This window comes from Chryseobacterium sp. X308 (assembly GCF_020733145.1).
Taxonomy (GTDB): domain Bacteria; phylum Bacteroidota; class Bacteroidia; order Flavobacteriales; family Weeksellaceae; genus Chryseobacterium; species Chryseobacterium cupriresistens.
The window spans coordinates 197,683-216,486 of sequence record NZ_JAJFZH010000001.1 but is presented as its reverse complement, the minus strand read 5'-3'; the positions used below and the strand labels follow the sequence as shown (position 1 = coordinate 216,486).

Annotated in this window: 19 protein-coding genes; 4 read left to right on the top strand and 15 right to left on the bottom strand. The window is 34.6% G+C overall.

Going from position 1 to position 18,804, the window contains the following annotated elements:
• Nucleotides 1-172: 172 nt before the first annotated feature.
• The 4 genes from LIV57_RS01030 to LIV57_RS01015 all read left to right on the top strand — a co-directional run bounded on the left by LIV57_RS01030 (nt 173) and on the right by LIV57_RS01015 (nt 4,617).
• Nucleotides 173-943 carry a class I SAM-dependent methyltransferase gene (locus LIV57_RS01030; RefSeq protein ID WP_227941077.1) on the top strand — a complete coding sequence of 257 codons (771 nt, stop codon included), beginning with the start codon at nt 173-175 and terminating at the stop codon, nt 941-943.
• A gap of 91 nt (nt 944-1,034) precedes the next feature.
• Nucleotides 1,035-2,063, top strand: coding sequence for an acyltransferase family protein (locus LIV57_RS01025; protein ID WP_227941076.1), 1,029 nt, complete (start codon nt 1,035-1,037; stop codon nt 2,061-2,063).
• 201 nt (nt 2,064-2,264) lie between these two features.
• Nucleotides 2,265-3,698 carry an MBOAT family O-acyltransferase gene (locus LIV57_RS01020; RefSeq protein WP_227941075.1) on the top strand — a complete coding sequence of 478 codons (1,434 nt, stop codon included), beginning with the start codon at nt 2,265-2,267 and terminating at the stop codon, nt 3,696-3,698.
• A 1-nt stretch (nt 3,699) separates the two neighbouring features.
• Complete coding sequence (locus tag LIV57_RS01015; protein WP_227941074.1) at nt 3,700-4,617, top strand: hypothetical protein; 918 nt, start codon at nt 3,700-3,702, stop codon at nt 4,615-4,617.
• 45 nt (nt 4,618-4,662) lie between these two features.
• Here the strand turns inward: LIV57_RS01015 and LIV57_RS01010 are convergent, their stop codons facing one another.
• The 15 genes from LIV57_RS01010 to LIV57_RS00940 all read right to left on the bottom strand — a co-directional run bounded on the left by LIV57_RS01010 (nt 4,663) and on the right by LIV57_RS00940 (nt 18,783).
• On the bottom strand, nt 4,663-5,604 hold the full coding sequence (locus LIV57_RS01010) for a glycosyltransferase family 2 protein (RefSeq protein WP_227941073.1): 942 nt from the start codon (nt 5,602-5,604) through the stop codon (nt 4,663-4,665).
• A 209-nt stretch (nt 5,605-5,813) separates the two neighbouring features.
• Nucleotides 5,814-6,752 carry a glycosyltransferase family 2 protein gene (locus LIV57_RS01005; RefSeq protein WP_227941072.1) on the bottom strand — a complete coding sequence of 313 codons (939 nt, stop codon included), beginning with the start codon at nt 6,750-6,752 and terminating at the stop codon, nt 5,814-5,816.
• Complete coding sequence (gene asnB / locus LIV57_RS01000) at nt 6,752-8,548, bottom strand: asparagine synthase (glutamine-hydrolyzing) (protein WP_227941071.1); 1,797 nt, start codon at nt 8,546-8,548, stop codon at nt 6,752-6,754. Before asnB ends, LIV57_RS01005 begins: the two co-directional genes overlap by 1 nt.
• 202 nt (nt 8,549-8,750) lie before the next feature.
• The gene (locus LIV57_RS00995) at nt 8,751-9,674 is read right to left on the bottom strand and encodes a glycosyltransferase family 2 protein (RefSeq protein WP_227941070.1); all 924 of its coding nucleotides are present in this window, start codon (nt 9,672-9,674) and stop codon (nt 8,751-8,753) included.
• Nucleotides 9,675-9,839: 165 nt separating this feature from the next.
• Nucleotides 9,840-10,766 (bottom strand): glycosyltransferase family 2 protein, encoded by a 927-nt coding sequence (locus tag LIV57_RS00990; RefSeq protein WP_227941069.1) that lies wholly within the window; start codon nt 10,764-10,766, stop codon nt 9,840-9,842.
• A gap of 1 nt (nt 10,767) precedes the next feature.
• Nucleotides 10,768-11,436, bottom strand: a complete 669-nt coding sequence (locus LIV57_RS00985) for a hypothetical protein (protein WP_227941068.1) — start codon at nt 11,434-11,436, stop codon at nt 10,768-10,770.
• Between the two features lie 27 nt (nt 11,437-11,463).
• Nucleotides 11,464-12,333, bottom strand: coding sequence for a glycosyltransferase (locus tag LIV57_RS00980; protein ID WP_227941067.1), 870 nt, complete (start codon nt 12,331-12,333; stop codon nt 11,464-11,466).
• Between the two features lies 1 nt (nt 12,334).
• Nucleotides 12,335-13,513: a glycosyltransferase family 4 protein gene (locus tag LIV57_RS00975; protein ID WP_227941066.1), complete on the bottom strand. Its 1,179-nt coding sequence runs from the start codon at nt 13,511-13,513 to the stop codon at nt 12,335-12,337.
• A gap of 1 nt (nt 13,514) precedes the next feature.
• Entirely contained in the window at nt 13,515-14,105 is a 591-nt protein-coding gene (locus LIV57_RS00970; RefSeq protein WP_227941065.1) for an acyltransferase, read from the bottom strand.
• A 1-nt stretch (nt 14,106) separates the two neighbouring features.
• The gene (locus tag LIV57_RS00965; RefSeq protein ID WP_227941064.1) at nt 14,107-15,003 is read right to left on the bottom strand and encodes a glycosyltransferase family 2 protein; all 897 of its coding nucleotides are present in this window, start codon (nt 15,001-15,003) and stop codon (nt 14,107-14,109) included.
• Nucleotides 15,003-16,103 carry a DegT/DnrJ/EryC1/StrS family aminotransferase gene (locus LIV57_RS00960; RefSeq protein ID WP_227941063.1) on the bottom strand — a complete coding sequence of 367 codons (1,101 nt, stop codon included), beginning with the start codon at nt 16,101-16,103 and terminating at the stop codon, nt 15,003-15,005. The genes LIV57_RS00965 and LIV57_RS00960 overlap by 1 nt, the downstream gene beginning before the upstream one ends.
• Nucleotides 16,104-16,190: 87 nt before the next feature.
• On the bottom strand, nt 16,191-16,724 hold the full coding sequence (locus LIV57_RS00955) for an N-acetyltransferase (RefSeq protein WP_227941062.1): 534 nt from the start codon (nt 16,722-16,724) through the stop codon (nt 16,191-16,193).
• A complete protein-coding gene (locus LIV57_RS00950) occupies nt 16,714-17,136 on the bottom strand; it encodes a sugar 3,4-ketoisomerase (RefSeq protein ID WP_227941061.1) in 423 nt (140 codons plus the stop codon). The genes LIV57_RS00955 and LIV57_RS00950 overlap by 11 nt, the downstream gene beginning before the upstream one ends.
• Entirely contained in the window at nt 17,126-17,527 is a 402-nt protein-coding gene (locus LIV57_RS00945) for a sugar 3,4-ketoisomerase (protein WP_227941060.1), read from the bottom strand. Before LIV57_RS00945 ends, LIV57_RS00950 begins: the two co-directional genes overlap by 11 nt.
• A complete protein-coding gene (locus LIV57_RS00940; protein ID WP_227941059.1) occupies nt 17,524-18,783 on the bottom strand; it encodes an ABC transporter ATP-binding protein in 1,260 nt (419 codons plus the stop codon). Before LIV57_RS00940 ends, LIV57_RS00945 begins: the two co-directional genes overlap by 4 nt.
• Nucleotides 18,784-18,804: the final 21 nt, after the last annotated feature.

Genomic DNA, 18,804 nt, shown 5'->3' with positions numbered 1-18,804 from the left:
TTTTTTCATTGTGTATGTTGTAAATATAGCAAAATTTCATGCTTTGAGATTAATATTAAGAAAAGTTTATCAATCTGCCTGCATAAGTTATGCCGTATTATTGTGACAACGTGGGATTTTTATAATGAAAGTGAAAAAAAATCTTTATTTTTGCTTCACTAAAGAAAACACAGTGAGTGAAATAAGTAGAGTTCTCAAAACTTTTATAGGGTATTTAAAACGGCCCGATCTTTATCCGGAATTAGGCCGGAAAATTATTAAAAATACAATCAATCGAGGAAATGCCTTTAAAGGAAAGGATAAAACAAATTCCTGGGCTGCAGAAAGATGCATTTCACAGGAAGATGCTGTTTCCAGGCTTTTCGGACTCGAAATCAAGGCTTTCCGCAATGAATATCAGGAGGTCTTAGACGAAGCTGTACGGAAAGAAAAAAATTGCCCTGTAAAAATGGGGGGCCCGGGAGCGCTGGAACTTATTTATTATGCCTGCGAATTTACCCATGCACAGAATGTGGTGGAGACAGGCGTTGCCTACGGATGGTCTTCATTGGCATCTCTCTTATCTCTTACAAAGAGAGGAGGAACCCTTTATAGTTCGGATATGCCTTATTTGGCTCAGGATGGGGATCAGTATGTAGGATGCGTTGTTCCTGAAAACCTGAAAGGTAACTGGAAGCTGTTCCGTTTTGCAGATAAAGAATCGCTTCCTAAGATTTTTGCTGAAAATGCTGTATTTGATGTTCTACACTATGATTCCGATAAAAGCTATAACGGGAGAATGTGGGCTTATGATGAACTTTATATGCGTTTAAAAAAAGGCGGGGTTTTTATCAGTGATGATATCGGTGATAATTCTGCCTATCAGGATTTCTGTGACAAGAATAATATAGAAACAACAGTAGTAGAATACGAGGGAAAATACATCGGAATTTTTATCAAGTAGACCAGGCGGGAAGTCTGTTGCTGGAAATCATTTAAATCTGGGTCATGGAAAGTTTAAATATACTTATAATACGTCTGTTTAGACCGTTCTTATGAAAATACCTCAGATTACGTTTACACGGTTTATTGCGGCAATGGCTATTGTCATTTCCCATTTTAACAAAGATATGTTCCTCTACAATATAGATTACATTTCAAATGTTTTTCTGAAGGCTAATGTAGGAGTAAGTTATTTCTTTATACTTTCGGGATTTATCATGGTGGTAGCCTATCATAAGAAAGAAAGGATACATTATTTTGATTATTACAAAAACAGGTTCGCAAGAATTTATCCGCTTTATGTATTGGGTCTTTTGCTTTATCTGGTAACAAGGTCTTCCAATTTCAGTTTTTATAAAGCCTTTTTATATCTGTTTGGCCTTCAGAGCTGGATTCCGGGAGAAGCAATGATCCTGAATTTTCCAGGTTGGTCTATTTCTGTAGAATTTTTATTTTATTTGATTTTTCCTGTTCTTTATAATTATTTCTATGTCAAAGGGAATAAAAGTATTTGGTTGATTACCGTCATTATCTGGATCATTACACAGATATTTTCGGGGCTTTATGTGGAATCATCTTATTATGAAGGCCCGCATACGCAAAGTCATGAACTGCTTTACTATTTTCCTTTAATGCATATCAACGAATTTTTAGCAGGAAATCTGGCTGGAATATTTTTTGTGAACAATCATAGGCGTAAGAATTATGATGTACCTGTAGTGATCATTTTCATCCTTATCATATTGTCACTTATTTTTATTCCTCTTTTCTATCACAATGGCTTAATGGCTATATTGTTTATCCCTTTTATTGTTCTCATATCCAAAAATAACGGACTGATTACCAGATTTTTTTCTTTAAAACAACTGGAATATCTGGGAGAAGCGAGTTATGCCGTTTATATTACCCATATTCCCGTGTTATATATATTGAGGGAAGCCATACAATGGAGCGGCCGTAACATAGGGATCGATAAGGTATTTGGGATCTATATTATTGTTTTAACCTGTACTTCAGTTTTGTTTTATCAGTTTATAGAAAAACCTTTAAGAAACTCTCTGAAAAAGATACGAATAAGATAAAAATGTATTAATTTACATCAACATACCTACACACAATTATGAAATCAAAATTTACCATTCCGTATATTTTCCGGTCAAGCAGAAATAAGTGTATTTCTCTAAAAACTGTCAGGCAGCTATATGAAAAAGAAATGTATATTTATTTCCGGAAGAAATCCATAGTTTCAGGGTCCTGTATCTCATAACTTTTAAAAACACATTATGTTATTCAATTCAATAGGATTTCTTATTTTTTTACCTATAGTATTCTGTTTATACTGGTTTGTTTTTAATAAGAAATATCAGAATCAAAATAAGCTTTTGCTATTGGCAAGCTTTTATTTCTATGCGTGCTGGGATTGGAGATTTCTGTTTTTACTGATGTTTTCGATTGGTTTGGATTATTTTTCAGGTATTAAGATCGAAAATAGCAGGAATAAACGTGAAGCAAAATTCTGGCTTACTTTAAGTATTGTGATCAACCTGGGATTTCTGGGATTTTTTAAATACTATAATTTTTTTATTGAAAGTTTTGCAGACCTCCTCGGTGGTATGGGATTTAAGGTGAATATCTGGCTGCTGAATGTGATTCTGCCGGTGGGGATTTCATTTTACACTTTCCATGGGCTATCTTATGTAATTGATGTTTATAAGAAGAGGATCCGTGCTGAACGCAGTTTTATTGACTATGCAGTTTTTGTAAGTTATTTTCCCTTGCTGGTGGCAGGACCTATAGAAAGGGCGACCCATCTGTTACCCCAGATTCAGAAAAAAAGAACATTCAGCTACGAGCAGGCCGCAGACGGGATGCGTCAGATTCTTTGGGGTTTCTTCAAAAAGATGGTGATTGCTGATAATTGTGCACCATTAGTGAACGAGATTTTTACCCATTACCAAACAGAAAGTCCTGCCAATCTTTTAATCGGAGCTGTTTTGTTTGCTTTCCAGATTTATGGGGATTTTTCAGGGTATTCAGATATTGCATTAGGAGTTTCAAGGCTGTTTGGAATAGAACTTCTCAAGAATTTTGCCTTCCCTTATTTCTCCAGAGATATTGCTGAGTTTTGGAGAAGATGGCATATTTCATTGTCTTCCTGGTTCAGGGATTATCTTTATATTCCATTAGGAGGTAGTAAAGGAGGCCTGGTCATGAAAATAAGAAATACATTTATCATTTTTCTTGTATCCGGATTCTGGCATGGTGCCAACTGGACGTTTATAATCTGGGGTGGCCTTAATGCCTTATTCTTTATGCCACTGCTGATTATGGAGAAAAACAGAACCAATATAGAAGTTGCAGCACAGGGAAAATGGTTTCCATCTTTTAAGGAAATCCTGCAGATACTGATTACCTTTTCTGCTACCTGTATCGCCTGGATATTTTTCAGGTCAGAATCTGTACTTCAGGCATTTGAGTATATCAAACGTATCTTCAGCGTGGAACTGTTCTCCTTTCCAGCTCAGATACCAGTGAAAGTTTTTGCTTTGTCCGGCTGTATGCTGATTATAGAATGGATTAACAGGGAACAATTCCACGGGCTGCAGATAAGAAGATTCAATCCGTGGGTTCGTCGCATTCTTTACGGAATAATCATCTATATCATTCTCCGGTATGCCAATTTCGGGAATAATGAATTTATTTATTTTCAGTTTTAATATGAAAAAGTTTTTATTTAAAATATCATTTTATATCATCGGAATTCTGCTCATATTTGGAGTTTTGGGGTCGTTTGCGGATGGAAATACAGATGATAACTATATGCATTTCGCAGTAAAAAAACCACAGAATATTATTCTGGGAGATTCAAGAGGAGCTCAGGCAGTTCTTCCCCGGCTTTTAAATCAAAAATTGGGAAGAGACTTTGATAATTTTGCATTGAACGTTGTACAGTCTCCGTACGGACAAATTTATTATAAGGCATTACAAAGAAAGCTGGACCCGGAAACCAAAAACGGATTATTTATTATCACTGTAGATCCATGGAATCTATCCTTGGATAAAAATGTGAAAAAAGAAGAAGACTTTCCGGAAAATCATTCTCCGTTGAAGAATATGTATTTTTATGATCTCTCTCCGAATTATGAATATCTGCTGAGAAATTACGTTCGAAGTTGGTTTAAGATTTACACTGAGAGAGAAGAAGCAGGAAGATCAAGCACCTATCTGCATAAAGATGGTTGGATGGAAGTAACGGTGAACATGCAAAAAGATTCTGTAGCGAAAAGAGAAATTGAGAAAGTAAATTTCTACAAACAATTAACTCAGAAACAGAATATTTCCCAAGCCAGGATTAATGCCTTAGAAGATATTATCAAATTTCTTAAAAGTAAAGGAACTGTTTATCTGGTAAGAATTCCTGCTTCAGAAAAATTGTTAGCACTGGAACAGTCTTATTCACCCAATTTTAATGAAAAAATGGAAGATATCTCCAAAAAATATGGCGTTTATTTCTTTGATTTCTCTTCCAAAGCCAGGGAATATCAATACACAGATGGAAATCATATGTATAAAGAATCCGGAAAAGTATTTACCACACAAATAGCAGATTCTATTCTGTCTAAAACAAAAAGATAAGTACAATGTCCTGAATGTAGCGCAGCATAATCTCTCAGATCCGGATCAGAATAAGTATTTCCTGAAATTAATATTATACAAGCCGGAACGGATGCTTGGATAATCTGTGACAAGATACTTTAAAATCATATTCCACTTTTTGAGGAGGGGAGCATTGGCAATTTCAAAACTACGGTGCATTCTTTTAATATGAAGTTTCATATGAGCGGGAATCGTACTTTCGTTTTCAGACCAGTCTTTCACCTCTTTCCAAAGCAAAACTCTTGTTGTGGCAGGTTTTATTTTCTTGGATTCTACCTTTGTAATCCTGTTGTCTTCATGTACACCTCTTACTGCAACCGCTTTGTCTAAAATACCCGGATAAAGATCAAGATAATAGGATAAACGGAATAAAAATTCAGTATCCTGATGCAATCTTAAATTTGTTTTGAATAAAGGATTCATCTTGCGAAGTAAAGGTTCTTTCCTGATCGTTAAAGTATCAATACTAAATAAACCAAAGCTGCCCAACATATTCATTTGCCCCGGAAATACCTCTTTAGGCTCATGAATTTTGTACACCGTAGTTAAGCGATCCTGGAAAAGTCTATAATACTGTTCTTTTGCCTTTTCCGAGTAATAATGTACACCCAATGCACCATAAACGCCTTGTACTTCGGGATTTTTAAATAATTCCCTTTCAGCATCAAATCTGTTGGGAAGGTAATAGTCATCAGCATCCAGAAAGGCAATGAAATCACCGGTAGCCTTTTCTATCCCAAGATTTCTGGTAGGGCCTGCACCATGATTGCCTTTGTCGGGGTGTTGATAAAGCTGAACTCTGCTGTATTTTTCAGCGAGTTGCTGACAGACCTGCAAAGCGTTGTCAGGAGACTTGTCTTCCACTAGAATAACCTCATGAACTTCATCAAATTGAAGCGCAGATTCTACTGCTTGGGAGACATATTTTTCTGCATTATAAACGGGAATGATGACTGAGATTTTCATTTTTTCAATTGGAAATTATATTGTGTTTATGCATTATCTTCTTACCGGGAGAATTTAAGCTTTTAATTTTATTTTTAAGTAATGGGTTATCTTTTTTCTGCAAAATGAAATAGAAATGCGGACACCACAAGTATTTTAAATATAAAAGGAATATTGAATATCCTTCTGCTTTTAATTTTCTGAAAAATATTTCTTTAGGTCATTAAGCTTCATGAGTGCATGTACGTAAAGCGGTATTGTGTTTTCAGAATATCTGGATTTTTTAGAATAGCAGCCAATAGACTCATCATTTTAGAAATTCCTTTTTTCTCCGAAAGTTCAAATGCTTTTTTCCGTAAATAAAGTTGATTTGCAGCATCTTTATCCAGGGGCACAGATAGGGACCACTCGTATAAGGAATTCCAGAAAAGGAATTGTCTGCTGTTATACTGTGGCGAGTATCGGACAATCTTGGTAATTCTGTTATCATCATGTATTCCCCTTATCGCAACGGCCTGGTTTATAATACCTGATTTCAGATAGCAGTGATAAGCCAGTTTAATGATAAAATCAGAGTCCTGATGTACGCGGAGAATATTATTAAACCTTAGCTTATTCTGATCCAGGGCAGATTTTCTGACGGTTAGTCCATTCAAATGAAAGAATGTACCGAAAGTTTTCGGTGTAAGCCCGAGAAGCCCTCTGAATACTTCTTTTCCTTCTGCCGGATAGTTTACTGTTGTCAATGTATTGTCACTGAATTTAGACTGAAATTCCTTTTTCCCTTTTTCAGTGAGATATTCAACCCCTATGGCATTGAAGATCCCGTCTACCTGTTGTTCTTTAAAAAGCTCTTTCTCCGCATCAAACCTATTGGGAAGATAATAATCATCAGCATCCAGGAATGTAATGAAGCTTGAGGCGGCCTTTTCAATACCCAGATTTCTTGAAGCAGCAGCACCATGGTTTCCTTTGTCAGGGTGCTGTAGCAAATGAACTCTTTGATCTTCGCCAGCTAATTCTTTACAAATTTCCAATGAATGATCAGAAGATTTATCCTCAACTAAAATAACTTCCTTCACTTCTTCAAATTGCAGGGCTGACTGTACTGATTTTTTTAGAAAATCAGCAGCATTATATACAGGGATAATGACAGAAATATCAAGCATCAGAGAACATATTTATTATTATGAGCCCAAAGAGCAAGCTGCAATAAATTCCAGTGCTTATGGTCTTTGTTCAGAAATTTTTGGGTAGTATCAAAATCAATATAGTTAAAAACCTTTTGAGACGAATCTCTTAGAAGATCGTCGGAGAGCTTAATAAGGTTTTCTTCATTAAACCAGTTCTTAACACTGTGTCCGAAACCTTGCTTGTGACGTTTTCTGATTGTATCTGTCCAATAATTATTCATGGATTCACGAAGGATAATTTTATCGTTTTCACCGGTAATTTTCAGCTGATCAGGAAGCTGAATACAGAATTCTGCAAAATCAATATCAAGAAAAGGAGTTCTTACTTCTAATGAATTAGCCATCGCCATTCTGTCTGATTTGACCATCATATTTCCAGGGACATAATTTTCCAGATCCACTCTCATGATGTCATTCAACAAATCAGGATTCGGAGTAAAACTGTATCCCTGCTGATAATCCTGTGAACATCCCAAAAGGGCACGTTCCGATTTATTAAAAACATTTCTGACGGAATTCAGATGAAAATCCAGAATGGAGTCGTACTTTAAATTCTGTTGGGTTACGAACGAAACCGTCTTTGCTTTTTTGTAAAGGTTAAGGCCGAATCTGGCGATTAGATTTTTATAACTGAAATGATTTTTCATCATATTTTCTACCGTATAAAAATGATATCCGCCGAACAGCTCGTCTCCAACATCGCCTGAAAGGGCTACAGTCAGATTTTTTCTTGCATTTTTACAGATCTCATAATGTGGAAGGTAAGAGGTATCAGCAAAAGGTTCGTCAAAGAAAGGAGAAACATGCAGTAATGATTCAGCCAGATCTTTTTTTTGCTCATGAACTTCTATATGATTGGTGTTGTATTTATCTGCGATTTCTTTGGCATATTTGAGCTCGCTGTCTTTATGGTCATAACCGAAACTGATTGTCGTCTGATGGGGTAAGAACTCATCCACAAGAGCAACTATAGATGAAGAATCCAGGCCGCCGCTCAGAAAACTGCCAACCTGCACATCTGCAATAAGCTGTTTTTTAACAGCATTTTTCAGAAGGTACAGAAACTCCTCCTTAGCATCAGAGAGGCTGATCACCCTGTCTTTTGACGGCAGGCTGTAATACCGTGAAACAATCACCTTTCCCTCTTTCCAGATTAGCTGATGAGCGGGTGGTAAAGTATATATATTGCTGTAAATGCTCTGATAGGTGCTTACATATCCATATTGGAGATAGTTGGAAATGGCTTCAGGATTTACCTTAGGACGGATTAATCCGGATGCAAGAATCGCTTTGATCTCTGAAGCAAAAATAAATTCATTATTATTTCCGATGGCATAATAGAATGGCTTTTCACCAAAACGGTCTCTTGCACAGAACAATTGCTGTTCACGGTCATCCCAGATGGCAAAAGCAAACATTCCCGGAAGATCATGGATGAGGTTCTGCTGCTTTCTCTGATACATCGCAAGAATGACTTCTGTGTCGGAACCTCCATGGTAAGGATATTCTGCATATTGTCTCTTAATATCCTGGTATCCATAGATTTCACCGTTAAGGACAATACATTCATTTTTTGTATTGGAGAACATAGGCTGTTTCCCGTTTTCGGACAAGTCTATAATGGAAAGTCTGCGGTGGCCTAATATTGCATTATCATAGAATTCAAAGTCTGAAGAATCGGGTCCGCGATGAACCAGAGAGTCTGTCATTTTTTTGATTTCCTCCTGATAATTTGCTGCATTATTGCTTATAATTCCGGCTATTCCGCACATATGCTTTTATTTTTCATCATTAATTTTATCATTTAGTAAAGCTAAATTACAATAAATTGAGGAAAGTTCGATCGGTTTATATCGGCTGTTCTCACAACTATTGAATCTGCTGGGTTCTGAACCATCTGTGTACAAGGATCTGATAACTATGATTTTATTTTGTCGGATACTCATCATCAATATCAGCCATTGTAGATATTGATTATCTGGTGAAAGTATATTTTATAATTTTTAGTAGCTGGCTTATTCCCGTTCCGATATTTTTGGAAATGGAAAAGCGTTCAAAGATGGCTGCATAAAGCTTTCTGTTCCATAAAGGAGAAACAAACTCCTTTTCGTAATAATATTTATTGATGAGCTGATCCAGGGTTTTCACTATCTGCTGGTCTGCTCTCTGATCATTATTAATCCTTTTAATATTTTTAAAAATATCAATAGAAGTGCGGTATTGTTTTTCTGTTTCTAATGAACTGTAAACGCCGCCGCTATGAAGCCGGTAAACGCCCACTACTTTATTAAAGCTTCTGCCTTTTCCAAATTCAAGGGCATGATAAAAATAATAAAGATCCCTGTAATTGGGATAAATGTCAATCCATTTCTCATCAATCCAGTCTTTTCTGATCAGATAAGTAAAAGTTTGGGTAGGGCGCTGTACAAAAAAGCTGTCCTGGGTATAATCAATATATTTCTGTCCGTTGAACATGGAGTCTTTTCCATCGTCTGTCAGTTTATTTTCATCCTGATGGAACAGTAAATTTCTGGCGGTCACCATGACATATTCTGAATTGTTCTCAAGGAAATCATACTGAAACTGTAGCTTTTGCGGGTCAGTCCAGTAATCATCCCCTTCACAGTAGGCCAAATATTTTCCTTTAGCCTGTGCGAATGCAAATCTTTGGTTTTCCACAAAACCGATATTGGCTTTATGATTAAAATACCGGATGATATCCGGGTATTGCGTTGCAAATTCTGAAATAATACTGTCAGAATCATCCGGTGAATTATCATTGCAAATAATCAACTCAAACGGAAAGTCTGTTTTTTGGGAGAGCACACCTTCAATAGCCTCCTTTAAATAAGGGGCGTGATTATAGGTGAGCATGATGACCGATATTTCTGGCTTCATTGATTTAGTAATGAAATCTGTTAATAAAAGATGGAAGAATCTCTTTAGATATCAAATTTATTAATTCCTGGGGATTATATTTAAGATTTCCCTTTTGTATTGTGTTGTTAATAAGACTGGCTCTGTTCATTTGTGTCAATTTGAATTAATATTTAATCAGTGGGATTACTTCAATATATTGAGAAAAGCAGCACCTTTATTTTTAATGATGGTTCTTGCGTTTATGATTTCATTAAATCTGGCTTTCTGATATTGATATTCTTTCAAAGTATTGGAAGCAGCAGAAAACTGCAATTGGAGAGCCTGCTTTATTATTTTAGGAATGAAATCTCTGTTCAATATTTTGGAATCAAACGCGAGCACCGGATTCAGATAGCGTTGTTCCCGCTGCACTCTCAGAGCATTGATATGGCTGGTTTTATGGAAATCCTGTTTGCCATCATGTACAACTCTGCTGGGCGGGCATACGATGATTTTTTTCCTGAAAAAAGAAATACGTTGTACATATTCATAATCTTCAGAATAATGAAAGAAGTAAGGATTAAAGCCCCCGATTTCTTCAATGGTTGCTTTGGGAAGCAGCCAGTGAGCGGCATTCACAAAATCGATTTCATAATAATCTTTCAGACTATTGTTAAAGCTGTCTGAAAATATTCTGTTATCCGGAGTATTTCTTGCCAGATAACGTTCGAAAAAAATATCGAGCTTTTTCTCGCTGCCATCCATATGTATCGGACTTAAAATTCCCAGCTGATTTTTGTCTGGGTACGCGTTGTAGACATCCAATAGTTTTTGAAAGCTGTCCGGATAAATCCACGCATCCTGATTCATCAGGTAGAAAAAATCGGCTCCTTCTTTATACGCTTTTTCTATCCCTGTATTATTCGCTTTTCCAAAACCTAGATTTTGTGGAGACTGAGTGAAGTCTACTTCAGGAAAATACTTTTTGATATATTCCTGAGTGCCGTCTGTGGATCCGTTATCTATTACAAAACATTTTACAGGAACTGAAGAGGTTCTTAAACTTGAAAAACATCTTTCTGCCCACTTCATGGCATTATAAGTAACAATGATTACATGAATAGCCGCCATTTTAAATATACTTTCGGGTTAACGTTTCCAGATAACTTTCAGGACTGATACCTGAAAAGAAGTCGTGAATTTCTTTATCAAAATCTACTCTGTAGAAGTCTCCTTCGTTTACTTCTGAATAATAGGCTTTTTGATGGGTTTCTTTTTCAATAGCACCTATAATTTCTTTTAAATCAAAATTATAGGGGAAAGAAAAATTAATGACTTTATTAGAAAGATGCAGGCAGTAGGACTCTAAAAATTTAGAAATATCATCTATATCCAGCAATAGTCTTCTGGCCTTTGTATGAACTGTAAACTGATTTGAATTTTTAATCTGATTTTTAAGAAAATTGAATAATGTATTTGGGTTTCCTCCGTTTCCTACAATATTCCCGATTCTGAGAATCAGGTAGTTTTTACACTTATTTTTGATATAATTTTCAATTTCCTTTTTATGTAAAACGTAAAGACTGTCCTGTTTTGATTGATCATGAATGCTTAGAGTAGAAAAATAAATTAATTTGTGATTGCTATTACTTTCAATACATTTATCCAACAGAGTAAATTCTCTTTCAAACTCTGAACTTGTCGTTTCCAGAGAATTCGAAACGCCAGAAGCGAAAAATAGATTTTCCTCTGAGTCTATATTTTTTAATGAATTGGCAATAAGTCCGTTTCCTATGATCATATTTTATTAAACAGTTTTAGATAAATTTTAATTCTTTATGTTGTGTTTTTTATTGATACTTCCAGCGTATCTTATATAGGCGTAATATTTTTTTGCTATTTCCAAATGCTCATTAAAATTAAGTTTTTTGGGATAAAATTTTAATGTCAGAAATAGGTTTTTTTTATTAACAGGGTAGTATTTAAAAAAATTGTGCAAAAACCCTAAAAATATTTTCTTTTCAGCTTCGGTGTCGATTTCTTTTTGAAAATCAGATCTTATACTTTCCCTTACTTTGATATTGGCATCTAACCAATTTTTATCCGGATTTCCGCCAGAAAAATGTTGAATCAGGATATCGTTAACCACATAGTTCTGTTTTTTTGTAGAAACTCTTAAGCTAAAATCAAGATCATAACCATGGAATCCTTTCAATAGATTTTCGCTGAATTTAAACTGATTAAATATTTCTTTTTTAATTCCCAGAAAAACACCGTCAACAGCAAAGACTTTATTTCTGTTTTCCCTCGTTGTTTGAATGGGAAAATACAAGGTGTTCTCTTTATTTCCCTGTAAAATATTTACGAAATTATACTTCTCTGTAACGGTCCAGCTTGATGGAGCAGAAGGAACGTAGGATGATCCTGCAAGTCCTATAACTCCTGTATTTTCCTGGTTTAAATGATTTATAAGCGTATTCCCCCAATCTTCATTTTTAAATAAGATGTCTTCATGGATGAAAAGCAAATAATCAAAACCAGCTTTTTCTGCACCTTTGTTATAAGCTTCACAAATTCCCATCAATCCAGGATTGTCTATTTTAATGATTTCATAAGACACACCAATCGTTTCTGCAATATTCTTTTTAAGTGCAGAAAAATAGTCAGGAAGGTATGATGAGATTATGATGGAGATCATCTTAAAGCAAATTATCAATTATTGTAAAAATTTTACCTGCCAATTTCTTGTCAGAATATTCGTTTTCCAATCTCTGATAAATATTTTCGCCATAACTTTCTCTTAGATTGGCATCCTGCATAAGTTTAACGGTTTCTTCAGCCATGGCATCCATATCCAGATAGGGAACAAGTACTCCATGATTGTTTTCCAGAAATTCAACGGCACCACCACTTTTTTCAAAAGCTACGATTGGTTTTTTTAGCTTTGCAGCAGTCAGCATAACTAATGGGAAAGGATCTTCACGGGACATTAAAAGAAAAACATCAAAAATATTTATATAATCATTTGGCGTTTTGTTATGATCGATAAAAATAATGTCCTTTTCTACCCCTAATTTTTCAGCATCCAGTTTGGCACATCGTACAGCAGCGCTTTTGGATGTCCCTCCAAGGTTGATAAATTTAAAATTAAGATCAGTTTTCTGTTTTATTTTCTGAACCAAGACAGGAACCATCTCTGTACCTTTTCTTAATTCCTGAGAACTCGCAATTCCAACGATCAATTCTTCATTTTTAATATTCAGTTCCTTTTTCAATAATTCTTTATCCTTCTGGAGATTGAGAACATTGTTTACGAAAGAATGTATTGCTGTTACTTTTTGAGGGTCTGCATTGTACTTGTTGATAAGATTGTCGGCAACAGCTTGCGAACCTGCAATGATTTGGGTGATGTTTGAAATGTTTTCCAAAACAAACTCTTTAGAGTAAGTACTTTCAATCCCAAAACTAAGCTCATGAATAGCAACAATTGTAGGAATATTTTTTTTATAAAAAGGAAGCGTCCAAATCAATGATTCCATTGTGTTTCCATACACCAGATCGTATTTGTTTTCAAGAAGAGAGGTAGTAATTTTATCAATTTTGTCTTGTTGAGTCTCTTTTTTTCTGAAAACAATTGATTGAACTCTTTTTAAATTTCTTTTTAAAAACGAAAAAGACTGTAAATGATAATGAGCAACAACAATATTGTTAGCTACTTTTGCAAATTCTTCATACAATTCTCCTCCTCTGATCAATAAAATATCGATCTGATAATTCTCTTTTTCTTTTTTTAATCTTTTTATTAAATCTAAAACAAGAATGGGAGCACCGGATAAAGAAGCTTCGTGAGAAATAAATAATATTTTTTTTGTACTCATTTTAGAGGGTTTGAGAAATTAAATTTTGGCTATTTTTCATAATTGTGTTTTCCGGAACAGATTTGTGTATTACACAGCCGGCTCCAATAATGGAATTATCTCCGATAGTAACCCCTTTTAATATTACAGTATTGCTTCCAATCCAGCAATTTTTACCAATTTTAATAGGAGACGTCATATATTTTTCTTTTTCTACAAAAAGTTTTTCACCTTTTTCGATAAGATGATTATGATCGTATAGTCTTACGCCTTCACCAAAAATGGTATCATTACCAATTTCAATTTTATCTAAACAATTAATAGAACAATAATTGTTGAAAAAAACACCTTTTCCAATTCTAAGCTCAGCATTCGGAAAAACTAAAATATTGCAGTATTCTCTCAATAAAAAATTTTCACTAATTGTAATATTTCCTATTTGATTATTTTCACCTTTAAAAATATCTGCATCTTTTGGAGAAAAACTTGGATGAATATTTATATTAGGTTTGGACATGAAAATATTCCATTTTTCCTGTTTTTTCCTTTTATCATTATTCTCGACAAGAGTAATGATTTTTTTTGCGATATTTTTTTTTATGTTTGTAAGCATTTTAGAAAAATTTATATTTCAGATAATATAATTTTACAGGCAGGTTATATTTCAGGCATAGATTCAGCCAACGTTCTTTTCCTCTATATTGAGAATATTGTTCAGACACTTTCAGGATTTCCTTTTTATCTGTGGATGTTATGTAGATCTTTTTGATGTCGTTATTTATTTTTGTCTTATTTTCAAGATTATGATCATATTTTAACCTCAAAAGTATTTCTTCCACAAAAACAATCCTTTCTTTTATTTTAGAAATGTTTTCACCATGCTTTCTATGATATGCAAGATTTTCAGGGATAAAATCAATAAAATAATTCTCATTAATTCTCAACCATCTGTCATAATCTTCGATAAGAATATTTTTATCGTAAGGACCTGTCTCAATTAAGACCGTTCTTTTAACCAATGTAGCAAGAGCTGGGATAGGGTTGATCTTTTTCAATGTACTTTTAAATTGATTTTCATCTTTATAAAAACTCAAATCATCAAGATAATTAATTAACGTCTTATCTTCTTTGATGATAAAGCAGCTTGAAAAAATCATTCCGAAATCATTCCCCTTTTTTTCTAAAGAGGCTATACACTTTTCAAGAAATGAAGGATGAAGGTAGTCATCGGCGGCTATAATATTTACATATTTTCCCTCAGTCATCTCAATACATTCATTAAGTGTTGCAGCGAATCCTATGTTTGTTTCATGAAAATTGGTTTTTGCAGAAATGTTGTTTTCGTTCAGCCAGTTTTTTGTGATCTCCACAGAATTGTCTGGTGAAGCATCATCAGCAATAATGAGTTCCCAGTTTTTATAAGTTTGATTTTTAATACTATTTAAACACTCAGGGATAAATTCTGAGTGTTTGTATGAAACAACAATAAAACTTACCAACGGATTCTCCATTAGAATTTGTTTAATAATTCAATAACTTTAGCTATTTCCTCGTTTTCCATTACCGGAGAAATAGGCAGGCTTAAAACTTCTTGATGAATCTTTTCACTGATCGGAAAAGATTGTGAATTCCAATCTTTATAAGCTTCCTGTTTGTGGGGAGGAATCGGATAATGAATCAAAGTTTGAACACCATTTTCTGTAAGATAGGCCTGAAGCTCGTCTCTTTTTTCTGTTCTGATAAGGAAAATATGCCAAACATGCTCGTTCTCATTTTCAGGGTTTTCCGGAAGAATAATGTTGGAATTTGAAATTTTGCTGATATATTGTCTTGCGATCTTTCTTCTCACCTCATTTTCTTCATCAATGTATTTTAGCTTAATATCTAAAACAGCAGCCTGAATTTCGTCTAGTCTGGAATTTAATCCTTGATAAATATTTACATATTTTTTATTTGAACCATAATTTGCCAAAGCTCTTATGGTTTTTGCCAATTCTTCATCATTAGTCGTAATTGCGCCAGCATCGCCCAAAGCACCTAAATTTTTTCCGGGATAGAAACTAAAACCAGAGGCATCACCAAGATTTCCTGTCTTTTTTCCTTCCCATTCTGCTCCAATAGCCTGAGCATTATCCTCAATGATTTTTACATTATATTTTTGAGCCAATTGCTGCAATTCTTCAGAGAAAATAACTCTTCCGTAAAGATGCACAATTAAAATACCCTTTGTTTTTGGAGTGATTTTTTCTTCAATTTTTGATACGTCAATATTATAGTTGGCAATATCTGGTTCTACCAAAACGGGTACGAGTCCATTATCAGAAATGGCTAAAATAGAAGCAATATAAGTGTTTGATGGAACTAAAATTTCGTCTCCTTCTTTCATTAATCCCATTTCGATATATCCTCTTAGGATAAGGCGAAGAGCATCTAAACCATTGGCAACACCGATTGCGTGTTTTGTTCCGATATATTGAGAAAGATTTTTCTCAAATAGATTCAGTTCATTGCCCATAAGATACCATCCGGAACGGAAAACCTGCAAGAGCTTTGCCTCAATTTCTTCTTGGTGCTGTAGATTAATTTTTTGTAGATCGAGGAACTTAATCATGAGAATAAATTTTTTATTTTTTTGTTGAAAGGCTTTTCTATTACTTTATATGCAAAAATACTTACAGGGAGCATAATGAAAAACGTTCTAATCATTTTGAATTTCATAGGAATTTCCTTCTTTGTCTTTCATATTCAGGTCTAAAATCTTTCCGTCTAAAGTTATAAAACCAGTTTGTCTGGCAGGATTTCCATACCAAACTGTATTTGAAGGAATATTTTTTGTAATGACACTTCCGGCACCGATCAAAGCATTTTCTCCGATTACATTCCCAGCAATAATTGTAGAGTTGGCCCCAATTGAAGCACCTTTTTTCACCAGTGTTTTACTGAATTCTAAAGGATATTGTTTTGAACGCGGAATAAGATCATTCGTAAAAGTTACATTTGGACCGATAAATACATTGTCCTCCAATGTTACCCCGTCCCAAACCTGTACGCCGGGTTTAATTGTTACATTATCACCTATTTTTACGTCATTTTCAATAAAAACATTGCAGTTTATATTGCAATTTTTACCAATTTCAGCACCTTTTAAAACAACGCAGAATTGCCAAATCATGGTGGCTTCTCCTATGTTTTCACTTTGGACATCGGCTAATGGATGAATTTTATTTTTCATTTTGTATTTTTAAAAATGTATCATAATCTCTGACATAGTCTTCCTCATTATAATGATGAGATGCCAGAACCAGACAAATTGCACCTGATGAAAAATTAATTTCTGAAGCCCAAATTCCCGGTGGAATGTGAAGCCCAATATCCGGGCGGTTCAGAAAAACCTGTCTTTTAAACTTTCCATCATCCAGTGAAACCTCGAAACTTCCGCTGGCTGCAATCAAAAACTGATGACATTCTTTATGAGAATGTGCACCACGGCTTTCTCCACCCGCAATGTCGTATAAATAAAATATTCTTTTAACATCAAATGGGAAGTTTGAATTGTTTTCAACCACTGTAAGATTACCCTCATCAAAACTTATTTTTCCAAGGTCTATAACACTACAATCAAATACTGAAAGCTTATTTTTCATTTGCCAGCTTTTTAAATTCTTCAAAATCTCTGATGTAATCATCCTGATTATAAGTATGATCAGAAACAATAAGAGCAAGTGAATTGGTAGAGAAATTCTCTAGTTTCCGCCAAAACATTTTCGGAATATATAATCCATAATAGGATCTGTTTAAAGAAAACCGCTGCTCTTCTTTACCATTATGAATCACTACATCAAAACTTCCCGAAAGAGCAATAATAAACTCCTGCTGTTCTTTAAAAGCGTGACTTCCTCTTGTTTCCCCTCCCGGAACATCATAAATCCAATACGTTCTTTTAATTTCAAAAGGTAGTTGATTGGGGTGCTCAAAAAAGGAAAGATTTCCTCTTTTGTCATAAATTTTTGGAAGTTCTATTATTTTTGGAATCATGGAGTCTGTACTTTATAATCAAAATTCGGTCTTGTAATTCCCGGATACAGATGAAGTTTGCTGCCCACTTTTACATTTTCAACCTCAAAGCCTACAATACTGTCGACTGCAAATAATACTTCAGTTTGATTTTTTCCGAAAATTAATTTAAAATAGTAATTTCCTGCATTAATTAAACCTGCCGGAATATCAAATTCTACTGTATAATCCCCAGTTTCGGAATTATTATTTTCAGTAATAAGTTTTCCTACATGGAAGATAATAAGCTCTTCATAATTTCTTAGTTCAAAAGTAGCATCCAGATTGATATTAGCACAATTATTCTGAAAAACAAGCTTTACATGAATTCCGGAATCAATATCAATGAGATCTCCATGAATAGGATTTACAGAAAATTCTTTTATTCTGATGTTATTATTTCCTAGAGCTTCATTAATATTTCCATTGTAATAATAAGAACTTGCTGTTGTACTGCTTTTTTGATATTCTATAATTGTATTTAGCATATCTCCTTCATAGGCCAAAGTTCCTTGGTTTAAAAGGATTCCTTTGTTGCAAAGTTCTTTTACGGCAGTCATATTATGACTTACAAAAAGAATGGTTCTTCCTTCTCCTTTTGCTACATCGTTCATTTTTCCCAGGCATTTTTTTTGAAAATCTGCATCACCCACGGCCAATACTTCATCTACAATCAGAATTTCAGATTCCAAGTGAGCTGCTACAGCGAAAGCCAGACGAACATACATTCCCGATGAATATCTTTTTACCGGAGTGTCAATATATCTTTCTACCCCTGAAAAAGCTACGATCTCATCAAATTTTCTTGAAATTTCCTTACGGGTCATTCCAAGAATTGCTCCATTTAAAAAAACATTTTCGCGTCCTGTCATTTCAGGATGAAACCCGGTTCCGACTTCCAATAAAGAGGCAATTCTTCCGTTGGTGTATATTTTACCGGTTGTAGGTTTTGTTACCTTACTTAAAAGTTTTAACAGGGTAGATTTTCCGGCCCCGTTTCGCCCAATAATTCCTACTGCAGTTCCTTGTTCAATCTCAAAATTGATATCCCGAAGTGACCAAACGTACTCAGAAGTTCCCTTGGTTGTTCTGTCATTTACCTCGCCAATTTTAAGATATGGATCTTCTTTTCCTCTTACTTTGTGCCAGAATCTGTTTAAGTCATGAGATAAGGTACCCGTTCCGACCTGTCCGAGACGGTATTGTTTTGATATATTTTCTGCTTTTAAAGCTAGCATTTTTAAATTGTTTAGGGGAAG

What these genes read in the sequence shown, in the direction of transcription:
- LIV57_RS01025 (WP_227941076.1), top strand. Translation starts at nt 1,035, where the DNA reads ATGAAAATACCTCAGATTACGTTTACACGGTTTATTGCGGCAATGGCT.
- LIV57_RS01020 (WP_227941075.1), top strand. Translation starts at nt 2,265, where the DNA reads ATGTTATTCAATTCAATAGGATTTCTTATTTTTTTACCTATAGTATTC.
- LIV57_RS01015 (WP_227941074.1), top strand. Translation starts at nt 3,700, where the DNA reads ATGAAAAAGTTTTTATTTAAAATATCATTTTATATCATCGGAATTCTG.
- LIV57_RS01010 (WP_227941073.1), bottom strand. Translation starts at nt 5,604, where the DNA reads ATGAAAATCTCAGTCATCATTCCCGTTTATAATGCAGAAAAATATGTC.
- LIV57_RS01005 (WP_227941072.1), bottom strand. Translation starts at nt 6,752, where the DNA reads ATGCTTGATATTTCTGTCATTATCCCTGTATATAATGCTGCTGATTTT.
- asnB (WP_227941071.1), bottom strand. Translation starts at nt 8,548, where the DNA reads ATGTGCGGAATAGCCGGAATTATAAGCAATAATGCAGCAAATTATCAG.
- LIV57_RS00995 (WP_227941070.1), bottom strand. Translation starts at nt 9,674, where the DNA reads ATGAAGCCAGAAATATCGGTCATCATGCTCACCTATAATCACGCCCCT.
- LIV57_RS00990 (WP_227941069.1), bottom strand. Translation starts at nt 10,766, where the DNA reads ATGGCGGCTATTCATGTAATCATTGTTACTTATAATGCCATGAAGTGG.
- LIV57_RS00985 (WP_227941068.1), bottom strand. Translation starts at nt 11,436, where the DNA reads ATGATCATAGGAAACGGACTTATTGCCAATTCATTAAAAAATATAGAC.
- LIV57_RS00980 (WP_227941067.1), bottom strand. Translation starts at nt 12,333, where the DNA reads ATGATCTCCATCATAATCTCATCATACCTTCCTGACTATTTTTCTGCA.
- LIV57_RS00975 (WP_227941066.1), bottom strand. Translation starts at nt 13,513, where the DNA reads ATGAGTACAAAAAAAATATTATTTATTTCTCACGAAGCTTCTTTATCC.
- LIV57_RS00970 (WP_227941065.1), bottom strand. Translation starts at nt 14,105, where the DNA reads ATGCTTACAAACATAAAAAAAAATATCGCAAAAAAAATCATTACTCTT.
- LIV57_RS00965 (WP_227941064.1), bottom strand. Translation starts at nt 15,003, where the DNA reads ATGGAGAATCCGTTGGTAAGTTTTATTGTTGTTTCATACAAACACTCA.
- LIV57_RS00960 (WP_227941063.1), bottom strand. Translation starts at nt 16,103, where the DNA reads ATGATTAAGTTCCTCGATCTACAAAAAATTAATCTACAGCACCAAGAA.
- LIV57_RS00955 (WP_227941062.1), bottom strand. Translation starts at nt 16,724, where the DNA reads ATGAAAAATAAAATTCATCCATTAGCCGATGTCCAAAGTGAAAACATA.
- LIV57_RS00950 (WP_227941061.1), bottom strand. Translation starts at nt 17,136, where the DNA reads ATGAAAAATAAGCTTTCAGTATTTGATTGTAGTGTTATAGACCTTGGA.
- LIV57_RS00945 (WP_227941060.1), bottom strand. Translation starts at nt 17,527, where the DNA reads ATGATTCCAAAAATAATAGAACTTCCAAAAATTTATGACAAAAGAGGA.
- LIV57_RS00940 (WP_227941059.1), bottom strand. Translation starts at nt 18,783, where the DNA reads ATGCTAGCTTTAAAAGCAGAAAATATATCAAAACAATACCGTCTCGGA.